Origin of the sequence: Mucilaginibacter psychrotolerans, from assembly GCF_004519315.1 — a bacterium.
Lineage (GTDB): Bacteria > Bacteroidota > Bacteroidia > Sphingobacteriales > Sphingobacteriaceae > Mucilaginibacter > Mucilaginibacter psychrotolerans.
Genome location: NZ_SOZE01000019.1, coordinates 85955 through 105604 on the forward strand (window position 1 = coordinate 85955; position 19650 = coordinate 105604).

The 19650-nt window shown below is 44.8% G+C and carries 20 protein-coding genes; 8 read left to right on the plus strand and 12 right to left on the minus strand.

Translation table 11 applies throughout. From position 1 onward, the window contains the following. Positions 1-92 precede the first annotated feature (92 nt). A complete protein-coding gene (locus E2R66_RS17870) occupies positions 93-902 on the plus strand; it encodes a lysophospholipid acyltransferase family protein (RefSeq protein ID WP_133233047.1) in 810 nt (269 codons plus the stop codon). Positions 903-919: 17 nt separating this feature from the next. Here E2R66_RS17870 and E2R66_RS17875 read toward each other — a convergent pair whose 3' ends face one another. The 3 genes from E2R66_RS17875 to E2R66_RS28410 form a co-directional block, all read right to left on the minus strand. Continuing rightward, positions 920-1318: a DUF6029 family protein gene (locus tag E2R66_RS17875; protein ID WP_158288439.1), complete on the minus strand. Its 399-nt coding sequence runs from the start codon at positions 1316-1318 to the stop codon at positions 920-922. Next, a complete protein-coding gene (locus E2R66_RS17880) occupies positions 1275-1550 on the minus strand; it encodes a hypothetical protein (RefSeq protein WP_133233052.1) in 276 nt (91 codons plus the stop codon). The genes E2R66_RS17875 and E2R66_RS17880 overlap by 44 nt, the downstream gene beginning before the upstream one ends. Before the next feature lie 86 nt (positions 1551-1636). Then, positions 1637-1801 carry a hypothetical protein gene (locus E2R66_RS28410; RefSeq protein ID WP_158288440.1) on the minus strand — a complete coding sequence of 55 codons (165 nt, stop codon included), beginning with the start codon at positions 1799-1801 and terminating at the stop codon, positions 1637-1639. Between the two features lie 267 nt (positions 1802-2068). Between E2R66_RS28410 and E2R66_RS28820 the strand changes: the two genes are divergently transcribed. After that, complete coding sequence (locus E2R66_RS28820) at positions 2069-2752, plus strand: diguanylate cyclase (protein ID WP_204985947.1); 684 nt, start codon at positions 2069-2071, stop codon at positions 2750-2752. A 132-nt stretch (positions 2753-2884) separates the two neighbouring features. On the opposite strand, the gene E2R66_RS17890 is transcribed toward E2R66_RS28820, so the two are convergent. After that, entirely contained in the window at positions 2885-3670 is a 786-nt protein-coding gene (locus tag E2R66_RS17890; RefSeq protein ID WP_133233055.1) for a helix-turn-helix domain-containing protein, read from the minus strand. A gap of 117 nt (positions 3671-3787) precedes the next feature. Between E2R66_RS17890 and E2R66_RS17895 the strand changes: the two genes are divergently transcribed. Continuing rightward, positions 3788-4741 (plus strand): ATP-binding response regulator, encoded by a 954-nt coding sequence (locus E2R66_RS17895; protein WP_133233058.1) that lies wholly within the window; start codon positions 3788-3790, stop codon positions 4739-4741. Positions 4742-5308: 567 nt separating this feature from the next. Here the strand turns inward: E2R66_RS17895 and E2R66_RS17900 are convergent. From E2R66_RS17900 to E2R66_RS17915, 4 genes are all read right to left on the minus strand, one after another. Continuing rightward, entirely contained in the window at positions 5309-5815 is a 507-nt protein-coding gene (locus tag E2R66_RS17900; protein ID WP_133233061.1) for a GbsR/MarR family transcriptional regulator, read from the minus strand. A gap of 126 nt (positions 5816-5941) precedes the next feature. Next, the gene (locus E2R66_RS17905) at positions 5942-6322 is read right to left on the minus strand and encodes a hypothetical protein (RefSeq protein ID WP_133233063.1); all 381 of its coding nucleotides are present in this window, start codon (positions 6320-6322) and stop codon (positions 5942-5944) included. 99 nt (positions 6323-6421) lie between these two features. Further along, positions 6422-8674 (minus strand): CRTAC1 family protein, encoded by a 2253-nt coding sequence (locus E2R66_RS17910; RefSeq protein ID WP_133233066.1) that lies wholly within the window; start codon positions 8672-8674, stop codon positions 6422-6424. 622 nt (positions 8675-9296) lie between these two features. Beyond that, positions 9297-10817 (minus strand): cryptochrome/photolyase family protein, encoded by a 1521-nt coding sequence (locus E2R66_RS17915; RefSeq protein WP_133233069.1) that lies wholly within the window; start codon positions 10815-10817, stop codon positions 9297-9299. An 87-nt stretch (positions 10818-10904) separates the two neighbouring features. Between E2R66_RS17915 and E2R66_RS17920 the strand changes: the two genes are divergently transcribed. Genes E2R66_RS17920 through E2R66_RS17930 form a run of 3 tightly spaced genes read left to right on the plus strand, consistent with a single transcriptional unit; the run spans position 10905 to position 12958 of the window. Beyond that, a complete protein-coding gene (locus E2R66_RS17920; protein ID WP_158288441.1) occupies positions 10905-11888 on the plus strand; it encodes an NAD-dependent epimerase/dehydratase family protein in 984 nt (327 codons plus the stop codon). A 3-nt stretch (positions 11889-11891) separates the two neighbouring features. Further along, on the plus strand, positions 11892-12683 hold the full coding sequence (locus E2R66_RS17925) for an SDR family NAD(P)-dependent oxidoreductase (protein ID WP_133233073.1): 792 nt from the start codon (positions 11892-11894) through the stop codon (positions 12681-12683). A 59-nt stretch (positions 12684-12742) separates the two neighbouring features. Continuing rightward, positions 12743-12958 (plus strand): hypothetical protein, encoded by a 216-nt coding sequence (locus E2R66_RS17930; protein ID WP_133233075.1) that lies wholly within the window; start codon positions 12743-12745, stop codon positions 12956-12958. Positions 12959-13042: 84 nt separating this feature from the next. Here the strand turns inward: E2R66_RS17930 and E2R66_RS17935 are convergent, their stop codons facing one another. The 4 genes from E2R66_RS17935 to E2R66_RS17950 all read right to left on the minus strand — a co-directional run bounded on the left by E2R66_RS17935 (position 13043) and on the right by E2R66_RS17950 (position 17550). Next, complete coding sequence (locus E2R66_RS17935) at positions 13043-14776, minus strand: peptidase associated/transthyretin-like domain-containing protein (protein ID WP_133233077.1); 1734 nt, start codon at positions 14774-14776, stop codon at positions 13043-13045. Positions 14777-14797: 21 nt separating this feature from the next. Further along, positions 14798-15784 (minus strand): FecR family protein, encoded by a 987-nt coding sequence (locus E2R66_RS17940; protein WP_133233079.1) that lies wholly within the window; start codon positions 15782-15784, stop codon positions 14798-14800. Between the two features lie 3 nt (positions 15785-15787). Then, a complete protein-coding gene (locus E2R66_RS17945; protein WP_133233081.1) occupies positions 15788-16360 on the minus strand; it encodes an RNA polymerase sigma-70 factor in 573 nt (190 codons plus the stop codon). 377 nt (positions 16361-16737) lie between these two features. Further along, a complete protein-coding gene (locus E2R66_RS17950) occupies positions 16738-17550 on the minus strand; it encodes a DUF3108 domain-containing protein (RefSeq protein WP_133233083.1) in 813 nt (270 codons plus the stop codon). Positions 17551-17803: 253 nt separating this feature from the next. Between E2R66_RS17950 and E2R66_RS17955 the strand changes: the two genes are divergently transcribed. Further along, on the plus strand, positions 17804-18823 hold the full coding sequence (locus E2R66_RS17955; protein ID WP_133233085.1) for a sensor histidine kinase: 1020 nt from the start codon (positions 17804-17806) through the stop codon (positions 18821-18823). Continuing rightward, positions 18820-19536 carry a LytR/AlgR family response regulator transcription factor gene (locus E2R66_RS17960; RefSeq protein WP_133233087.1) on the plus strand — a complete coding sequence of 239 codons (717 nt, stop codon included), beginning with the start codon at positions 18820-18822 and terminating at the stop codon, positions 19534-19536. Before E2R66_RS17955 ends, E2R66_RS17960 begins: the two co-directional genes overlap by 4 nt. Positions 19537-19650 lie beyond the last annotated feature (114 nt).

Genomic DNA, 19650 nt, shown 5'->3' on the forward strand with positions numbered 1-19650 from the left:
CAAGATTTCTGCAATAGTTGTAGGCCGACTTAATAGTACCGATACCTTCGGTTAATACCCGTTACATACCTTTACGTTTTATCTCAAATCAAATGCCGGCTATTTCCAAAGCAGATTTTTCTAAAGCAGCAGGCATCAATGGCCAGCCGTTACTCGTGTCATTTTTAATGAACGTGTTGAAGATAGATGCCTTTAACACAATGATGGAAAACGCAGAAGCTTTAAAGGGTGTAGCCTTTGCCGACCATTTGTTTAAAACATTAGGTGTAACGCTGGTTATAGACCAGGAAAGCCTGGGCAACATACCGGCCAATGGTGCATTTATTACCGTGGCCAACCATCCCTATGGGGCCATAGAATCATTGGCTTTGTTGAGTATCCTTGTGAAAAAGCGGCCCGAGACCATGTTTATGGGCAACTTTCTGTTGAAGAAAGTGCCTAACCTGGCAGATCATATCATCGCCGTAAACCCCTTCGAAAATATAAAGGACGCATCCAGCATCAGCGGCTTAAAGACGACGCTCAAAGTTTTGAAGGATGGGGTGCCCGTGGCTATTTTCCCGGCTGGGGAGGTGTCTTCATTTTGCCTTAAAAGGCGGCAGATAACAGATAAGGAATGGCACCCGGTGGTGGGTAAGATCATCGCCAAAGCTAATCAACCCATAGTGCCGGTTTATTTTCACGGTAACAATGGCCTGCTTTTTAGCCTTGCCAGGTATATACACCCGTCGTTGCAAACTATTATGCTTTTCTCGCAATTGTTCAATAAACGCGGGCACAAATTATATGTAAAGATAGGCCAGCCGATAATGCCCGGCGATGTGCCGCAGCAAGGCGATAAATGCAATATGCTACCCTACCTGCGCGAGAAAACCTATGAAATGGCTGCCGGCTTAAGATAAACCGGCAGCCCAGTATTTTATTTGCCCAGCGTTGTCGTGAGCGTAGCGGTAATACCCGTTGCTGCCGGTACAAAACGGCAAATACCCCCTACGCAAAATAGCCCCGCCCGCTGCCGCCCGTAGCTAAGCGAAAACCTGCTACCACCTTTGCGGTAGCTGCCGCCAAAATTTGGGTAATGTATTTTAGTTACGCCGTAGTTGTAAAGGTCGCTTAGGTAAAAAGCATATTTAGGCGCAAAGCCAAATTCTACCACCGATGCAAACCAATTGCCATCATCTTGTTTGGTGAATAGGTTTTGTATTTCGTACCGGATGGAGTTCCTTTTAGAATATTTATATTGCGCGCTCAGCACCACAATATTTGCTTTCACATTATCGTGCAGGCCTCCTTCCACAACACTTTTGTACCGGACCATGGATACCAACCATTATAGTTGATGTGTTGGCCGCTGTGTAGTTATCCAGCGGGATGAGTGTGCCCGGGCAGATGCCGCACCAGGTTCCCGTAAAAAACTCGGCTATTGTTTTTTGCGTGAATACCGATTTTGCGCCATTTTCGGCAATAATGTTAATGGTTGCCGAAACAAAATTGCCGTTTTGGGCTTTAACCTGGTAGCTGCCAGGTAAGTTGGTTGCAAAAACATTCACCAGTATTTCTTCTCCGTTGATAAGGAAGCTGGTGAACGAGGTAACATCAACGTTATTGGCATCCTTTACGGTAAATGTTACATGGTCTACGCCGTCGGCGGTAATGCGGTTTTATCTACCGAAATGGTGAGCGATTGAGGTACTGAACCTGACGTGCTTACCGCGTCGTTAGAACTGTTGTATTTTCCGCAGGAAGCCAAAACAATGATGGCGCACAAAACCAGGCAGCCTACTATTATCTCTTTCATCATTAATTGGTGTTTGAGCTGTTTGTCGGCATTGCACCAAAACCTTACAAGTTGTTGGGTTTTAATTTTTACAATATGAATTTTGAGCCGAAGAGTGCTCACGGGAACGAAGAATGTGTGGTATTGCTATACGCATTAGTTATTTACTTTACTCCTAAATAAAAGGTAACTATATACGCCGTAGCCCCCGCAGCAATATTGCCTTTACATTTTATTGAAATGCCCGTCCCCCTGTGCATTTGTTCATCTTAATTTTCAGCCGATACAAAAATGGATATCAAAAAAGCGACTTATGAATTATTGATAGCAACCAAAGAACTGGCCTTTCAAAACAAAGAGAAAAAAAAGCGCGCAGCAGAATTGCTTGCCGCAAATAAAGAGTTGGCTTTTCAGAACAACGAGAAGGACGCACGCGCGGCAGAGTTGGCCATAGCCAACAAAGAACTTGCTTACCAAAACGATGAAAAAGAAGCCCGCGCCGCCGAGCTCGTTATAGCTAATAAAGAACTCGCCTATCAGCGTGATGAAAAAAGCAAACGGGCTGAAGAACTCATTCTTGCAAACAAAGAACTTATTTTTCAGAATGATGAGAAAGAAGCAAGGGCAGCAGAATTAATTGTTGCCAATAAGGAGTTGGCCTTTCAAAACAAGGAAAAGGAAAAACGGGCAGGTGAACTGGTGGCCGCTTACCGGGAGTTAAAGAATACCGAAGAATACTTACAGCAGTATGTAAAAAGCATGGAGGAGATGATGTTCATCACTTCGCATAAGGTGCGCTTGCCGGTGGCCAATATATTGGGTATAACCAGTATTATCGGCGGATTTCTTAATTCGCCTGTGCAGCTGCGCGAGATGATTATTTATCTTAAGCGGTCGGCAACCTCACTGGACGAATTTATACATGAACTAACCGAATTTATAAACGACAAGGAAGAAAAAAGGAAAGCCCCCTGATCTGTGTTAACAGACATGTATCAATATAAAAAGCTGAAGAACTAATCAACAATCAAGGACAATGAAAATTAGGGGCTATCCTTTCAGTCTTCTGTAACGTTAACATACTTTTAACTGGTGCGTACCTAATTACTACTTTTTTAATTTTTTGAGCATTGCCACCTCTTTTTTGAGACTCTGAATTAATGCCTCTATGGAATTATGTGCACCTGCCCAATTAGTACTAATTGGCTGAATTTTAGTTGAATATTTTTCTACAGCAACCCAAATTTCTTGTATATCACTTGTGTGTAATTGAAATTTAGGGCGCAATAGTTGGTCAGTTCTGCAATTGAGCATCGAAGCTTCTGCGGATATATCGTTGATATAGCAGAGTAATATATCAACATGTGTTACAATGATATAGATCTGATCGGGTGCTATCTCATCATAATTTTCAACTGCCCGCCCAACTATAATATCATCAGGAAAAACATAGTTAAGCATTTGCTTTTTAAAAGAGAATGCCCTATAAAGTCCGTCATTCCCGGCCATAGTTGATGGCCTTTCAAAAGGTGATAGATTTTCCAAATACTGCAACGACCGGCAATTCTTTATATAAATAGTATTTTCATCTACCAACACGGTTTTAGTTGATAGCGGCTGAGAAATAGTATATGCTTCTTTTGGGGCGAAAGAAGTGGTCGCAGATTGGTTGCTATCTATTCCGTGAATAAACCAATCGAAACTTTTGCTATAAAAACTGGCAATTATACTTAGTGATTGAAACGTGGGATACTGATTTCCAATCTCAATCTGGGAGTAGTTACTTCGTGATATGCCGAGCTTTTCTGCCATAAATTCCTGAGAATGAGATTCTTTTTCCCTTAGTGATTTAATGCGCAACCCAATTTCTTTTTTTGACAGTATTTCTTGCATTTGCAATAAACTATTACTTATTTTACGTGTGTTAAAACGAAAGCTGATTTCGTAAGCTGATACCACTAAAGTGTTAATTAAATTAATTATTCAATAAGAATACCGAAACCAGCGTTTATGCAGGATTACGTTAAAGGTAATAGTGATAATGTATCATATTTTGTAGTTAATAAGCTTAAAAATATTGTTTCTTTTCACTTCAACACCCCAAGTCGCTTTTCGTACTTTATGAAGGACATTCCACAAATTGGGCAAAATATCGTAGAAATATTTTCACCTGTGTTAGCCTTATATGTTTCGGAAGTAATAGATAAATGGTTAATCAGCAATATAGATAATACTGACACAATTGTTGTTAACAAAAATCTCGTAAACTCGTCAAAAATCAGTGTACTGCTTTCTCCGATTTATACAAACGAAGAAATTTGCTACGTGGTTTTCATGATCTCATCAGATTTAATTTCACCTCAAAATGAATACCTCAAAAGCTATTCCAAATTCACATCGCACGAATTAAGGGCCCCTATCAGCAACATTCTCAGTTTAGCAAATTTTGAGAATCACGCGGGCTTAAATTCTAAATCTGAACTTAACATAAAAGAGTTATTAGGTAATATTTATTCAGAAGCAGAGAAATTAAATAATATTATCCTGTTACTTAATGGCATGATTAGTCCAAAAATAGATTTGGATGAAGCTTTTATTTATAAAAAAGTTACCGCAGAGCATATCGTAATAGTTGATGATGATTTAATTGTCAATAAGTTACATAAAATGATGCTGTCAAGGTATAAAAAAAATGCGGCTATTTATGATTTTCATGATCCGCAAAAGGCTTTGGATTATATCTATTTAAATAAGCCTGATTTAATATTTCTTGATATTAATATGCCCGAAATTGATGCCTGGTCGTTTCTCAGGGAGTTGGAAACATATCCATTTGATTCAAGTGTTATTATTGTTTCTTCCTCCATAGATACAAATGAAAAGAATAAAGCGCGGGCGCATCCATTCGTAAAAGAATTTGTTACTAAACCCCTTACTTGGGATAAACTTAAATCCCTGTTTTGATCTACATAATGGAAATTGTACAACAATCGAATATAAAAACTCGTAGAATCAGAGAATTAACCGGAAAATGTACTTATTGTCAATCAGCAGATGTAGACCGTACTCCGCGAGGCGGTATTGTCAGGTCTGTTTTGTTTTGGCTGCCTTTAAAGCGTTTTATTTGTTATAAATGCAATAAGCGATTTTACCGACTTGAAAAATGAAGTGCTGATTGATTTACAAGGACGCTACAGCGATAGAAGTGTTCGCATTTTAACATAGAATTCCTTTCCTTCAATGCCCGTTAGAAACAGAAAATACGAAAATGCGCTCCAATTTTTTTTTGGCGCTATTATGCTTGCTGCTATTATTTTCGAGCTTGTTAGAAGGATATTAAAGTATTGGGGATTATAACTGCGGTGAGGCGATGGATCTGTAAAACCTAATGAGCTATTACAAGCTACTCATTGAGCGATAAAATGATCATAGTTCCCAGTTTCCTGGGGGGCTGGCAATGATTGAAGAGCCATAAGTCGCTAAAAAGGATATGAGCCCAGGTTTAAGTAGATTTCAAATTTTTATTAAAACCTACTTAAACATTTTAAAGATAGATTTCCAAAACCAGTTCTCTTCGGCCTTTAGCATCGTTTCCAAAGTTTTATCTACGTTTTTGGCTAGCTTATTGATATCCGTAACCGATTTATTGAAGGTTTTAAAGGCCTCATCTTTGCTGTCGCCTTCTACTTTGCTCAGTTCATCCAGTATTTTAATAATGGGATCCAGCTCGCGTTTGCGGCGTTCTTTGGCTACCTGGCGGGCTATGTTCCAGGTGTCTTTGTCAGCAAAAAAGTATTCTTTGCGTTCGCCTGCTTTGTGCTGTTTCTCTACCAGGCCCCAATTGATCAGATCGCGTAGGGTCATGTTGGCGTTGCCGCGCGATATCTTCAACTCCTCCATAATCTCTTCCGTAGTGAGCGCGGCGGGGCTAACCAGCAGCAAGGCATGTACTTGCGCCATGGTACGGTTAATGCCCCATTCAGAACCTAACTTGCCCCATGCTTCAATAAATTTGCCTTTTGCCTCAGGTAATTGCATATACAAATATAAACATGTTTTTTAACTTTCAAAATTTCATGAAAGTTTATTTCGCCGCCGGGTAACAATAGAAAAGCCGCCCCGTTTGGAACGATGGCGGCTTGTTGCTTATGCTTTAGGTAAAGCTTAGTTAGAAGCGGTAGAGCTCCAGCCGTCGCTCCAGCCGGTGCTGGCTTTATCCTTGCCGCTTACCATTTTTTCGTATTTGGCAGCCTGGGCGGTTGTTAATACTGCTTTTATTTTTTTAACAGTAGCAGCGCGCAGCGGGCGTATAGCCACCAGCATTTTATCATTGTTGCCTTTTTGCTCGGTTTTTATCTTATCGAATTTCTCTGCCGAATCGGTGTAGATAGCGGCAATCTGAGCGGTTTGCTTATCGGTAAGCTTCAACTGCTGTTGCAATTCTTTCGCTTTTTCAACAGGGTCGGATGTTCCCGGGCGGCTCTGTGCGCTTGCCGCGATGCTTACGCCTAAAAACAGGCAGCAGATTAACATAATTTTTTTCATGATATTATGGATTTTGCAGGTTTATAATTTTATAAAATTAAGATTGTTTTTTGAAAAAAAATAGCAGACTGTTACTTTAACAATCTTGCTATTAATGTGTTAGTCTTGTTTTGAGCCCGCCATGGCAGGCATGCATACGGCCACTCCTTTCTTGTTTTTATAAGTGAGTTTTGTAAGTTGTTTAGGCTTTAACAGGTCTATCCCCTCGGTTATATCCAAAAACTGGTTAGGGTTAATGTTCTTAAAACGCTGCACGGTTTTGCTGCCTGCCCAGGTTATCTCCAATTCGTCTATAACGGTGGCCTGGCCTATGCCGATTTCCTGTTGTAGGGGCGATGATCCGAAGCTGCCTCCCGAGTTTACATCGCGGTAAACACGGCGTTTGATGCCGTTTTCGGTAAAGGTTAGTTTAATGTGGCTGCCGATAGCCGCTTTGTTGGCTTTTACGCCCTCCAACTTCAGACTTATCCAGTTATTGTCGCTCTGGCCGGGGTTCATGTATAACGAACTGGTGTACGAGTCGCCTTTGTAGGCCCCGCCCATTTCGGCATAAATATCCTGTATGCCGGTGTTGCGGAAATCGGCAAAGGCGATGCCATGCCCTTTTTGCAGGTTGCCCAGGCGCGAGGAGGTAGTTACGTCGGCAAAACGCTTGCCGCCTACATTCCTGAACAGCTTATTGGGTACGAGCGATTTAAAATCGGGGTTACCGGTGCCGAAGTACATATCCGGGTAGCCATCGTTATCAATGTCGCCAAAATTGCCGCCCATGCTAAACACTACCTTATCTAAACCAGCCTCAACTGTAACATCAGTAAACTTACCATTGTGGTTGTTATGGTATAGGAACACGTTACCCGCATGCGGCACAGGTTTACCCATAGCAGCAGCTGCGGAATAATAGCCCAGGCTGGTGGTGAAATTATAATCGCTTACCACAATATCCTGCCAGCCATCGTTATCGTAATCGAAAAACCAGGTGGTAAAGCTGCGTTCGTGGTTATCGGCGAGGCCTGCTTCGGCGCTAACATCCTTAAAATCTACCATGCCTCCGGGCTTAGTTATATTTTTTAACAGGTGCTTGTTGCCGTTCATGGTAGACAGGAACACGTCCGGCAGCCCGTCATGGTCATAATCGGCAGACGTAACGCCTTTTACAAACTCGGCGACATCGCAATGTGCTTTGGCGGCAATATTGGTAAACGTGCCGTTTTGGTTGTTGATGTATAGCATGCACCGATGCTGGCCGCCTTCGATAGCCGTGGGCAGGTTTTCTGCACCGATGAACACATCTACCCAGCCATCGTTGTTGAAATCGGCCCAGGTTGCGGTTTGGGTAGGGTGGAAGTAAAGCAGCCCGGCTTCGGTGGTAACATCGGTAAAGGTGCCATCGCCATTATTGCGCAGCAGCGATGATGGTTGATTGCCGAAACCGTTGGTAAGCCAGGCCCCGCGTAGTACGAAAATATCCAGCTTGCCGTCGTTATTGTAATCGGTTTGCTGAATGTTGAGGCCGCCGGTAATGCCGGTGAGCCCGCTGCTCTCGGTAAGGTTGCTAAAAGTCCCGTCTTTATTATTTTGGAAATAATGCATCGGGTCCTGCAAATCCCAACCAGAGGTTACGATATCGATATAGCCATCGTTGTTGAAGTCGTCGGCAATAACACCGCCGGCCCGGCCATTGATATTAAGATCGAGCCCACTTGCCACGTCGACAAAAGGTTTCAGGCGTTGGCCCTCGTCAGCATCAAGCCCAGATATCAGGAACTGTTTGGGCACTGCTTGTGGGTATTGCCCCAGCGTCATGTAAGCGATGTTGAGCAGCCAGCGCGATTGCAGGTCGCTTGGGTTGGCTTTCAGCACGGCCTGGTAGGTATCGATGGCTTTTTTGGACCCGGTTTGCTGTATGTGCACACCATCGCCCTTAATGGGAAATATGCACGATGAGCCCGTGTGGTTGAGCATGCAGTTGGTCCGCTCTCCCAGGCGCATAAAAGCGATGCCCACATCGGGCATAATCTGGTTAAGCGCCATGTAATCTACGTGGTTTACCAAATAATTGTAGGCATCTACGGATTCCTGTTCCTTGCCTACTTCTAAAGCCAGCTCGGCTTTGGAGTACAGTACGTCAAGGTTCCTGTCAAGTCCTCCGGCTTTCAGTATGGAATCAAGCGCGGCGTATTTCACCTCGGGGCAAAACGAATTTTTTTGGTTATAGTTCTCTTTAGATAGTTGGCTCAGTAAATTCACCATCTCCTGGTGCGAGCCCGATTTTCGGCTAAAGGATATCATGCCTATGGCTACGCCTATTAAAAGCACAGCCGCTACGGCACATTTTATAATGTTTTTCATGTTGGGTAATGTTGCTAAGCTGCCGGCTGATAGATAGCAGCAAACAGCTTAAGGTTTATCTGTAACATATTACGGATATGCCAAAGCAAAGCACGGAGGTATGTTTAAGTTACCGCCACGCAGGACTACCATGAAAAAAGGGATACATCAAATGCTTTATTTATTCAGCATAATAGGAAATAGCCCCTTACAGGCGCCCCCCGGGCAAGAAAATTGGATTGGGTAAGGCTGGTAAATGCAACCGATGGATGCATAAGGCCTTTAATTGGGTGGGTTAATATATTTGACTGTACATCAACATGTACAAATTTTTGCGGAACAATTGAGCAGGCAACAAAAGGCCCACTACCCACAGCGGCAAACAACCGCTCGCCCATCAATAAGGCAGCGGTAAGCAAAAGGAATATAGTAAAAGAGTTTGCCAAAGCTTTGGTTTACAGTTAGTAATTATAAAAGTGGGACTTATTTACGGCATTTCAAAATAAAAAGCAAAAAATACCTAACTCGCAATTAAAAACCGCCGAAAAGTTTAGCAAGGGTTAAATATTGATGCGTGTGCCAATGATATCCGTAGGGCTTGCCGCGTTGCCTTTGAGGAACTGAATGTGCGATAAAAGGACTGTTAAATATCGTCTGTTTTTAATCCATTCATTTTATCCAGTTTAGTCAGAAAAGCTTCGGCATTGTCAAGGTGAGTTTGTTTTTTCTCTTCCGGCATCTTATCAAACATTTTCACCAGCATGCCCAGCCTGGGGTTGGCCAGGAAAAAGTTGCGGTGCTTGTGCATAAAACGCCAGAAAAGGCCGTCCCAGGTATCTTGCCATGGCCCTTTAGGCCAATTGCCCATTTTTAGCAGGTAGTTGCTCCCGCTAATATAGGGCTTGGTGGTCATCAGTCCGCCGTCGGCAAATTGGGTCATGCCGTAGGTATTGGGTACCATTACCCAATCGTAGGCATCTATATACATTTCCATAAACCAGCGGTAAACGTGGTTTGGGTCGAACTCGCAAAGCAGCATAAAATTGCCCATCACCATCAACCTTTCGATATGATGTGAATACCCCGTATGGAGCACGCGTTTGATAACAGTATCAACCGGGGCAATACCCGTTTCGCCTTTCCAGAAAGCCTCGGGTATTTTGCGCGTAAAACCCCAATAATTGCGCGTGCGCTGCTTTACATGCTCGCGTTGGTAAACGATATGGATAAATTCGCGCCAGCCCATTATTTGCCTGATGAAACCTTCGAGCGAATTCAGCGGAACATCGTATTCCACTGCGGCCTGCAAGGCCTTATCTATTACTTGCTGCGGGTTCAGTAAACCGATATTGAGCATGGGCGTAAGTACCGAATGGTACAGGAAGCATTCGCCCGATACCATGGCATCCTCGTAAATGCCAAAGCCGGCGAACCGCTGCATCAAAAAGTTATCCAACCACTCTTCTGCCTCGTTAAAATCAATCGGGTAAAAGCCGCCCAGGTTACCAAAGGGCGATGCTGTGTTGCCATAATTATCAGGGTAATGTTTATTTACCCACGCGGCAGCATCAGTAACGTATTTATTTTCCGCGGGTACCTTTAGCAAGGGTGCCGTTTCGCCTTTCGGAAACTTTTGGCGGTTGTCGCTATCGTAGGTCCACTTACCACCTATAGGTTTGCCGTTACCTTCCAGCAATATGTTGCGTTGCTTTCGCTGGGCCACATAAAAATCGGTTTGGAAGTACGTTTTCCGGCCATCAAAATAATCGGCAACATCCTCTGCCTGGTTGAGCCAGTTAGGGCTGCGGTATATTACCGGTTGAATGCCATGCTCTCCACAACTGCTATTGAGCCGTTTTTCCAGCCAGTCGTCGGCCACATGGGCGTAATGGACAGTTTCTACGCCCTGCTGCGCCAGGTGAGGGATAAGCTTGCGGATGTCGCACAGTGGATTGGTTGCTTCGATATAATTCACCGTAATACCCTCGCCGTCCAGGTAATTAGCATACTGTTGCATAGATGCCCTGTGCAGTACCAGCTTTTTTTTATGGAAGCTGTACTGATTAAAAAACAGCCATTCTTCTACAAGGTAAACGGTCTGCTGCTGCTTAACAGCGGGGTGTTGTTTGAATAGCTGGTGCGGAAATATGAGCGTAACCTGCATGCCTTAAAAAAAGATAGGTTGCTAATGTCGTATAAAAATTTGTGGTATGGGCATAGGGGTACCCACTACGGTTATTGTATTAGCTGTATGACGAAGATATTAATTACCGGCGCTACGGGTTTTATAGGGCGCGAGCTTAGCCTGGCCCTGGCCAATAAAGGTTACCGGGTAATGGCACTTTGCCGCAACACCGCCCACCCTTATTTGATAAAGCATAAAAATATAGAACCCGTTACGGGCGATATTTTGTACCCTGATACCCTTAAACAGGCTATAAAGGGTTGTACACAGGTGTACCATACCGCTGCCCTGGCCAAAATGTGGAGCCGCAACCCCGATGCTTTTTATGATGCCAATGTTACCGGCACCCGTAATGTGCTTGCAGCAGCGGCGGATGCCGGCGTGCAAAAGATTGTTTATACCAGTACCTGCGGGGTTTGGGGCCCCACTTTAAACTTCCCCCTAACCGAGGATGAGCCGCGTATAGTAGGTTTCCCCATAGCCTACGAACGCACCAAGTACCTGGCCGAGCTGGAGGTGCAACAATTTGTGGCCTGCGGGCTGGATGTTGTTACCGTGAACCCCTCGCGTGTATTTGGCGAGGGGCCGGTAACCGATAGCAATACGGTAGGCAAAATGGTGAGTGGTTACCTGAGGGGTAAATGGCGTATCATCCCCGGTGATGGCGGGCAAATTTCCAATTATGCCTACCTGCACGATGTTGTGGCCGGGCACCTTGCCGCCATGGATAAAGGCATAAGTGGCAACCGGTACATCCTCGGCGGCGAAGATATCAGCTTCAACCAGTTCTTCGACACCCTTGGCAAGGCATCGGGCATAAAGCATGGTATGCTGCGGGTGCCGCAAAAAGCGATTAAGTTTTACAGCCGCGTAGAATGGCTGAAAACCAGACTCACCGGCCTGCCGCCATTCTTTTTACCCGAATTTGCCGACCGCCTCAATTTCAACCAGAAATACAGTAGCCAAAAAGCGGCCGACCAGTTGGGTTACCGCATTACCCCATTTGACCAAGCCATGCAAAAAACTGTAGACTACCTAAAACAAGCCTGATATATGCCACAATTAACCGCCATTGTAACCGGTGCCAGCGAGGGGCTGGGTAAATCATTTGCTATTGAACTGGCACGCCGCAATTATAACTTAGTATTGATTTCGTTGCCCGGGTCGGGACTGCCGCAGTTGGCAAGCTACCTCCGTAAGAATTTCAATATCCGGGTTGATGAGATAGAAACTGATCTTACCAACGCCGAAAGTTACCCCGGGATATTCAATCACCTGGGGTTGAAGAGCATTACGGCGCATATGCTTATCAACAATGCAGGGCTGGGCAATTGGTCGTGGTTTGAGGATAAGGGTACTGCATTTTATAAAAAGCAGATAGAACTTAACGTGATTACACCTGTGCTGCTTACCCGTTTATTTTTAGAGCAGGCCAATACCGATACAACATCTTATATCCTCAACGTAGGCAGCCTTGGTGGCTTATTTGTGGTGCCTAAAAAACAGGTTTACGGGGCCACCAAATCGTTTATACGTTATTTCACCAAATGCCTGCAGCTGGAACTTTCGGGAAGCAAGGTGCGCATCAGCTTATTGAGCCCGGGCGGCATCAACACCAAACCCGAATTGCTGGTGATGAACAACCGCCTCAAAGGTCTATCGAAAGCTACCATTATGGAGGCCGAAGATGTGGCCCGGATTGCTATTGATGGGTTACTGAAAGGAAAAAAAGAAATCATCCCCGGCCTGATGAACCGCTTTTTGGTGGTATTGAACGGCCTGCTCCCCGCATTTGCAAAAGAAGCCATCATCCGTAGTCGCTTAAAGTTAATACTAAAAAGCTGATGATAAGATCAATGCACGCTCACCGGCATATCAAAGGCCTGTGTAGTTTTTTGCGTATCATGCGCACAACTTTCGAGGTGTTGGATGGTGACACCATTGTGGTAACATCGGGCCGCTTCGGTGGGTTAAGGTTCGATTTTGAACCGGGCTGTTGCAGCGTTAGCTATGGTTATTGCAGCACCTGTTTCGATATTGCAGGAGATTTCACCGCAGAAGCATTGATTAGTGCGCTGGTAAATCAACGGATTATGAAGGATGTGTATTGGGATATTTAACGGTTTAGATGCAATATTTGCTTCTCCACAAGCGCGGATGCTCATTAATAGGGAGACGCAAAATATTGCGCCTCTACGGTCAATTTAAAAGATATTCAACCCCACATTCCATCCCATAAACCAATTGGCATTTTTACCGGGATTGAATTTTGGGTGCAGATCTTGTAGCAGGGCATAGCCCGGGATAGCATTATGCTGACCCGTGTAGTATAAGTTTGCCGAAGGCCCGCCTATGAGCGTGATGCCTTTGCCCAGCCTGATATTGAGGTTAGCATCAAAACGGTTAAGCAGGTTGGTATAATGCCAGGTGCCCTGGTAAAGGTAGCGGCTGCTAAGCTCTGGGTTAAAATTAAGCCATTTGCTTAGGCCTAGCACCGTTCCGAAGCCCATTCCCATGCCGTATATCTTAGCATTTTGTCGCAGCCTTGCGCCACCTGTGTAAAGGGTATAGAATTTCTCGCTGCCCGATTTTAAAGTGAGGTTGGCATCCAGCGTTTCGTTGGTGCTAAGGGTAACTTTGTGGTACCCGTTACGCACAATGTTGAGGAGGCCTACACTGAAACCGCGGGAGGTATCGGCAATGTTGATTAGCCCCAACTGTAAGCCGCGCAGGTTTTTGGCGTAATTGAACAAACCGCCCAATTGTATGCCCTCGAATTTGCTACCCGCCACATTGCCTATAGCAGCCACCTGTATGCCATTTACGTTTTTAATGGCGATATTGCCTAACGGCGCCACCTGCACGCCCGATACCCTGCCGCGTACGCTGTTTAACAAACTTACCTGCACGCCATTTAAATTTTGCTTTACACGGTTGCGAATTATGGCTAACTGCACCGCGTTTACGCTGCCCAATACGTTATTGTATAGTCCCGCTATTTGTACGCCGCCCACGTTGCCGCCAACTACATTAAATGCGCCTGCAAACTGAAAGCTGCGTACATTACCCTGATCCAAATTAAATATGATGCCTATCTCGGCACCGTTTACGCCGGCGTTGTAACCGCCTACGGCATTTAGAGATACCGTGTTCACTATCTGGCCATTCATGGCACCGTGCGTACTTACGTTGGGTATGGCCGATGCCTGGAACGGTGCATTGGCGATGAGCCCTTTTAAATTGGCAGCCTGTATCTTTTGTTTGGTAGATAGGAACAGCTTACCAAGTGAGGTGGTCTCTATCCCATCGGGGTCATCATTCAAAGCATAATACAATACGCTTTTGCCGGTAACGCGGTGTATGTCTACATCGCGCAGGAAAGTAATGGTGGTATCTTTATACAGTTCCTTGCTTATAGTGACCTGCACCTGGCTTCCTGCATCCCGTAACTTCAATTCAAAAAAACCATTGGCATCGGTAAGGGTACTCTGTAATAGGTTGCGCTCGTACACGCTGGCGTTAGGTAGCTTTTTGCCGCTATGCTCGTCGACTATAAAACCATTGATCACAAATTCTTCACCCTCGGTTGCAGTTTTTTCCGTGAGCAGGTTAAGCTGTAATGGCGCATAGCGCAATATAATGAAGTCCGTTGCTTCTTTGTATTCGAATCGGCGCATCAACAACTTGTCCAGCACTTCCTTTATCGTCCAGTTATCCGCATCCAGGCTCACCAGGCTATCGGCTTTGAGCAGGTTGCTATTGTAAGAAAAGTAGAATTTTCCCTTTTCTTCGATGGTTTTCAGCATCAAACCAACGGGCCTGTTTTTGATATGGATGGAGATGCTACGCCCCAGCAATGATTGTGCGCAGAGCCGCTGGCTCAGGGCCATGGATAATGCAAAGGAAATAAACAACAGCAAACGCTTTTGTAGCAGCATGTATAAGGTGATAGATGATATTTATTTGAGGATGATCTGCCCGTTTGTACGCTCTACCTTTATCTTGAATGTTTCCTGCACCACCATCAGTACCTGCTCCAGCGATTGATCCCTGAACACCGTAGTGATAGGCAATTGCGCCAGTGCCTTATTCCCGATGATGATATGGACGTTGTAGACAGTATTAAGCACAGGCACCAACTCGGCAAGCGGCGTTTGGTCGCATACCAGCTCATGGTTCACATAATAGCTGTATAGATTCCCTTTGATGCTTTGCTTGCTCAAAATGCCCCTGCTGCCCGCAACTTCCGTTTTCTCTCCGGGATTAAGGTTAATGCTGTCGCGGCTCCTGGCCACATTGACTATACCCGTAGCTACGATTACTTCGGTTTTGCCATCCCTGCTTTTTATATTGAAAGACGTACCAACAACCCTAATCGTTACATCGTTTACCTTAATTATAAATGGCTTGGTTTTATCGGGCGTAACGTTAAAAAAGGCCTCGCCCTGCAAGCTTACGGTACGCTGCCCGCCGCTGAATTTTTTTGGATACGATAGCTGCGACGACTTGTTCAGGGTAACCACCGTTCCTTCAGACAGGGTATCTGCCAGCACCTGGTTGTTGCTGGCAACCGTTACCAGTTTCGAACCATCGTTAAGATAATTAAGCGCAATGTAACCAATGGAACAAAGCACTATTATGGATGCTGCAATGGCCAGCCAGTTGGTTTTTTTTGGCTGAAGGGTAACAACCTGCGCCTCGCCGTCTACAGTCATATTTTTGATGCGCTTTTGCAGGCGGTTGTAAGCGGCATCTTCATCTACGCTGCTGTTGGCTGCAAGGTTAAGGCTCTCGTCCCACACGCGTTTTAGTTGAGCGTAGTACAGGGCGTTTGCAGCATCGGCCGCCAGCCAGGCGTCTACTTCAGCCGTTTCACCGGGCGTGGCTTCGCCAACCAGGTATTTCACCAGCAAATCGTCGTTTATAGGGCTTTTTTGCTCACTCATTTGCTATCGGTTTATCCATATAAAAAATAGCAGCGTTAAAAATTCGGCCAGCTTAAGGCGCATCAGTTTAAGGGCTTTGCCCATTTGGTTTTCGATGGTTTTTACCGAGAGGCCCATCTGATCGGCTATCTGCTGGTATTTCAAAGCCTCGAACCTGCTCATCTGGAAAATAATGCGGCATTGCTGCGGTAGCTCCAGCATGGCCTGCCTTATACGGGTTTCCAGTTCGCCGGCCATAACTTTGTCTGATGCATAATCGTTTTGCTCGTCCATCTGCCCGCTATAATAGGTCTCGAAATTCACCTTAACCTTTTGGTGTTTGAGGTAGTTGAGGCTTTCGTTATGTACGGCCCTATATAGGTATGCCTTTATAGAGCCATCAGTTTTCAGCTGATCCCGTTTTTCCCATACGCGGCAAAATATGTTCTGCACCACCTCCTCGGCCAGTTCGTCATCCTTCAAAAAAGTATAAGCATAAGCGTGCAGGCTTTTAAAATGGGTTTTAAACACCCATTCAAACACCTTTTCGCTGCCTTCCTTTAATAAAGCTATAACCGTGCTGTCGCTGTATTCCACCCTTAGCGGCTTATTATTTTGCGCTAAAGATAGGAGTTGTGCGGATTGTCTGAACTCGAATTTTAAGGAATTAACGAATTTTACAGAATTACTTTCGCGAACACGCTGACTTCTGTAAATTCAGGCGCAGAGCAAAAAGTTTAAGGGACGCAGCAAATTCTCTTGATACTTAGATTTTGTTGTTGGACACATTCTGCGTAAAAGTAATTTCTGTATTTGGCATAGCTATATGGTGTATATTTTTAGGCATTGGCAAGGTGTAAGAGCAATTTTTTCCCTACAAGAGCGGTTGCATAAAAGGTGGCACGGATAACAAAAAAGGCCACCCAAGGGCAGCCTGTGATTATTTTTCAGATAGGTATCGGCAGGTGTGGTGCTTATTGTTTCAGCGCAAGCAAAATATCGGGCGCGGCTGCAGGTAGTTTTACTTTATATCGGTGCATCCCATTAAAGCTATCCTCTTCTTTAATAAACTCGTGGCCCTTTTTACTTATCCAAAAAATCTGCGTAGCATGTGTTCCTTTGTGGTCACTTTCGTTAACCAATTTCCAGCAATCAATCTTTTCCTGGTTAAGGGTGCCAACTATCTCGCTGCCTGTAACCTTGTAAAGCGCATACTCGGGCGTATTGCTTACGGCATCGTAAAAGTTAATAGCAAACTGTTTGCCTGCTGCTAAAGGGAGCATTTCAAAGGTTTCTATATCCAGGTTCCAGTTAAAATACGGTTCGGCAGGGCTTGCTTTAAAGCCTTTTAAAGTGTTTGCGGCAACAGTATCGGCACTTACTACCTCCTGGGCCGACCAGTTGAACGATTTGTTTTTTCCGTTGACGGTTTCTGAATGGTAAACGGGCGCAAAATCGCTTACACGGTTAAGCGAGTAAGCCGTTCTGTACCCGGTAGTATCGCCGGTGTACCAATGCTGGCTGGTAGCAAAAACCTGCTGGCCGTTACGGTCAATAATTTCCGTGTTGCGCATCCAAAGCGATAGGCGCAATTGTTTTGGCGATTTTGGCATCTGAAAATACACCAGGTATTGGCGCATGCCGGGTTTTAGTGCCGAAGTATTAAGGCGTTTATCGCTAAGCCGGATAGTATCGATTTTTTGCGCTGAAGCAGCCTTGGGCTGTACCGAGAGTACCAACGCGGCAAATGCCGCAATAATTGTTGTGACTGGGATATTTACTTTCATGTTTTTAGAAATTGTTTGGATTTTGCTTTTATTAACTGGCGTAAAATTGAACCCCAGGGCAACGCTTCCAAAATCGGTTCAACTACTACCCATAAATATTTAGCAACTAGCGCCGATGCTTCAATAACAAGCCCAAAGACGCTTATAATACCCGGTGCCTTCAATTATTGAATTTTATATACGATTGATTGAAAAAATGCAGGCATCTGTTGAATAGCGTGGCGCATCCTTAAAAAGCTTCGTATTTTTAAGGATGAAATTATTTAGCGGCAAGCTCAGTATTGTGCAGCTCCAATGGTTGGTATGGGTGTTCTTCTTTATCATCATTATACTATCGCTGATGCAGAACGACGGCTTTTTACAGGCGCTTACCTATGCTTTTCTAAACAGCAGTTTTTACGCAGTAATTATTTATGGTAATATACTTTGGTTGTTTCCACGCCTTTACCAACGAGGCAAGGTGGTATTATACGTATTGGCGGTAATCGTTTTTTTAGGCGGGATTGGCGTGGTACGCGGTTACATTACCATGAGCATATACAATGCCTTATTTGCCCAAAAGCCCGAAACGATGAGCATGAAGGCCATGAGTAGTTTTGTGGTAAGTAGCCTGGTTATTTTCCTGCTCAGCTTTATCTTCCGCATTGCTATTGCTTATTTCGAGCTGAAAAGGCAGTCGGATGAAATCATCGCCAAAAAAACACAGGCCGAGCTCAACCTGCTCAAATCGCAGGTGCAGCCGCACTTCCTCTTCAATACGCTCAACAATATTTATTACGAGGCCTACCTGGAAGCCCCAAGAACGGCCGGACTCATCGAACAATTATCCAACATCATGCGCTATTTTGTAGATGAGAGTCCAAAGCAGGTGGTAGCAATAGGTACCGAGATACAATTCATAGAAAACTATATCGAACTGGAAAAGATCCGTATCCGCTACGATATAGGTATTATGTTCGACAAGCGATGTGATATCAGCCTAAGCATCCCGCCGATGTTGTTGATGACTTTCGTGGAGAATATATTTAAGCACGGCATCGATAAAAGCAGCACCGACAACAAAATTAATATCTCGCTATTGCAGGACGATGGTCGGCTGGTATTCGCTACCGAAAACACCGTTCCCCAGGTGCCGCAACATGCTGCTTCTACAGGCTTTGGCCTTGCCAACCTGCGCAAACGGCTGGAATTGTTGTACAAGGATGATTTTGAATTATCGACTCAAAATAATGGCGATATTTACCTTGCCCGCTTAAATATACCGCTGATATGAATTTACGCTGCTTGATTATAGACGATGAACCTAACGCCGTAAACTTGCTGGAGGTGCTTATTGGCCAAACCACGCAATGGCAGCTAGTGGGCAAGTGCTATAATGCGCTGGAAGCGATAGCATTTCTGAAAGGCCATAAGGTAGATTTTATCTTCCTGGATATCAACATGCCGCACCTTACCGGTATGGAGCTGGCCGGGCTGCTGCCCAAGGATACCAAAATCGTATTCACAACGGCCTACGCCGAGCATGCCGCCGAAAGCTACGCTTACCAAACGATAGATTACCTGCTGAAACCTATTACCCTGAAACGCTTTTTGGCTGCCACCCAGAAAATAGAGGCTAGTTTTGGAAAAACGGCAGCGCAGCCTGCAGAAATAGCGGCGATAAAGCCGGAGCCCGACTACTTCTTTTTTAAAAGCGGCAAAACCCTGCGAAAGATATTGTTGGATGATATACTATACTTTGAAGGTGAAAAAGAGTACGTGCGCCTGTTAACAGGTGCCGAAGAATTGCTGATATATCGCCGCCTAAAAGATATCGAGGAGCAGTTGCCGCCGCCCTTTGTGCGGGTACATAACTCCTACATCGTAAATACCAAACAGCTCAACAAAATTCAGGATAACCACATCTACATCGGCGGTAAGCAAATCCCCGTGAGCGATAAATTCCGGGATGGGTTTATGGAGGTGATAAAGCAGAGGATTTTTTGACCCAGAAATGCTGCCGCAAGATTAGCGCCGGATATTTCGTAGCGGCGCAATGATTTTTCGCGGAAAAACACCGATTTTTCGAAGATTTTTAAAGGTTTTTTGCGGTGTTTTTGG

Coding starts and splice junctions, on each gene's coding strand:
- E2R66_RS17915 (WP_133233069.1), bottom strand. CDS start 10,817: ATGCAGGTTACGCTCATATTTCCGCACCAGCTATTCAAACAACACCCC.
- E2R66_RS28820 (WP_204985947.1), top strand. CDS start 2,069: ATGGATATCAAAAAAGCGACTTATGAATTATTGATAGCAACCAAAGAA.
- E2R66_RS17890 (WP_133233055.1), bottom strand. CDS start 3,670: ATGCAAGAAATACTGTCAAAAAAAGAAATTGGGTTGCGCATTAAATCA.
- E2R66_RS17950 (WP_133233083.1), bottom strand. CDS start 17,550: ATGAAAGTAAATATCCCAGTCACAACAATTATTGCGGCATTTGCCGCG.
- E2R66_RS17935 (WP_133233077.1), bottom strand. CDS start 14,776: ATGCTGCTACAAAAGCGTTTGCTGTTGTTTATTTCCTTTGCATTATCC.
- E2R66_RS17910 (WP_133233066.1), bottom strand. CDS start 8,674: ATGAAAAACATTATAAAATGTGCCGTAGCGGCTGTGCTTTTAATAGGC.
- E2R66_RS17925 (WP_133233073.1), top strand. CDS start 11,892: ATGCCACAATTAACCGCCATTGTAACCGGTGCCAGCGAGGGGCTGGGT.
- E2R66_RS17870 (WP_133233047.1), top strand. CDS start 93: ATGCCGGCTATTTCCAAAGCAGATTTTTCTAAAGCAGCAGGCATCAAT.
- E2R66_RS17900 (WP_133233061.1), bottom strand. CDS start 5,815: ATGCAATTACCTGAGGCAAAAGGCAAATTTATTGAAGCATGGGGCAAG.
- E2R66_RS17955 (WP_133233085.1), top strand. CDS start 17,804: ATGAAATTATTTAGCGGCAAGCTCAGTATTGTGCAGCTCCAATGGTTG.
- E2R66_RS17930 (WP_133233075.1), top strand. CDS start 12,743: ATGCGCACAACTTTCGAGGTGTTGGATGGTGACACCATTGTGGTAACA.
- E2R66_RS17940 (WP_133233079.1), bottom strand. CDS start 15,784: ATGAGTGAGCAAAAAAGCCCTATAAACGACGATTTGCTGGTGAAATAC.
- E2R66_RS17895 (WP_133233058.1), top strand. CDS start 3,788: ATGCAGGATTACGTTAAAGGTAATAGTGATAATGTATCATATTTTGTA.
- E2R66_RS17875 (WP_158288439.1), bottom strand. CDS start 1,318: ATGGTCCGGTACAAAAGTGTTGTGGAAGGAGGCCTGCACGATAATGTG.
- E2R66_RS28410 (WP_158288440.1), bottom strand. CDS start 1,801: ATGATGAAAGAGATAATAGTAGGCTGCCTGGTTTTGTGCGCCATCATT.
- E2R66_RS17960 (WP_133233087.1), top strand. CDS start 18,820: ATGAATTTACGCTGCTTGATTATAGACGATGAACCTAACGCCGTAAAC.
- E2R66_RS17905 (WP_133233063.1), bottom strand. CDS start 6,322: ATGAAAAAAATTATGTTAATCTGCTGCCTGTTTTTAGGCGTAAGCATC.
- E2R66_RS17920 (WP_158288441.1), top strand. CDS start 10,905: ATGACGAAGATATTAATTACCGGCGCTACGGGTTTTATAGGGCGCGAG.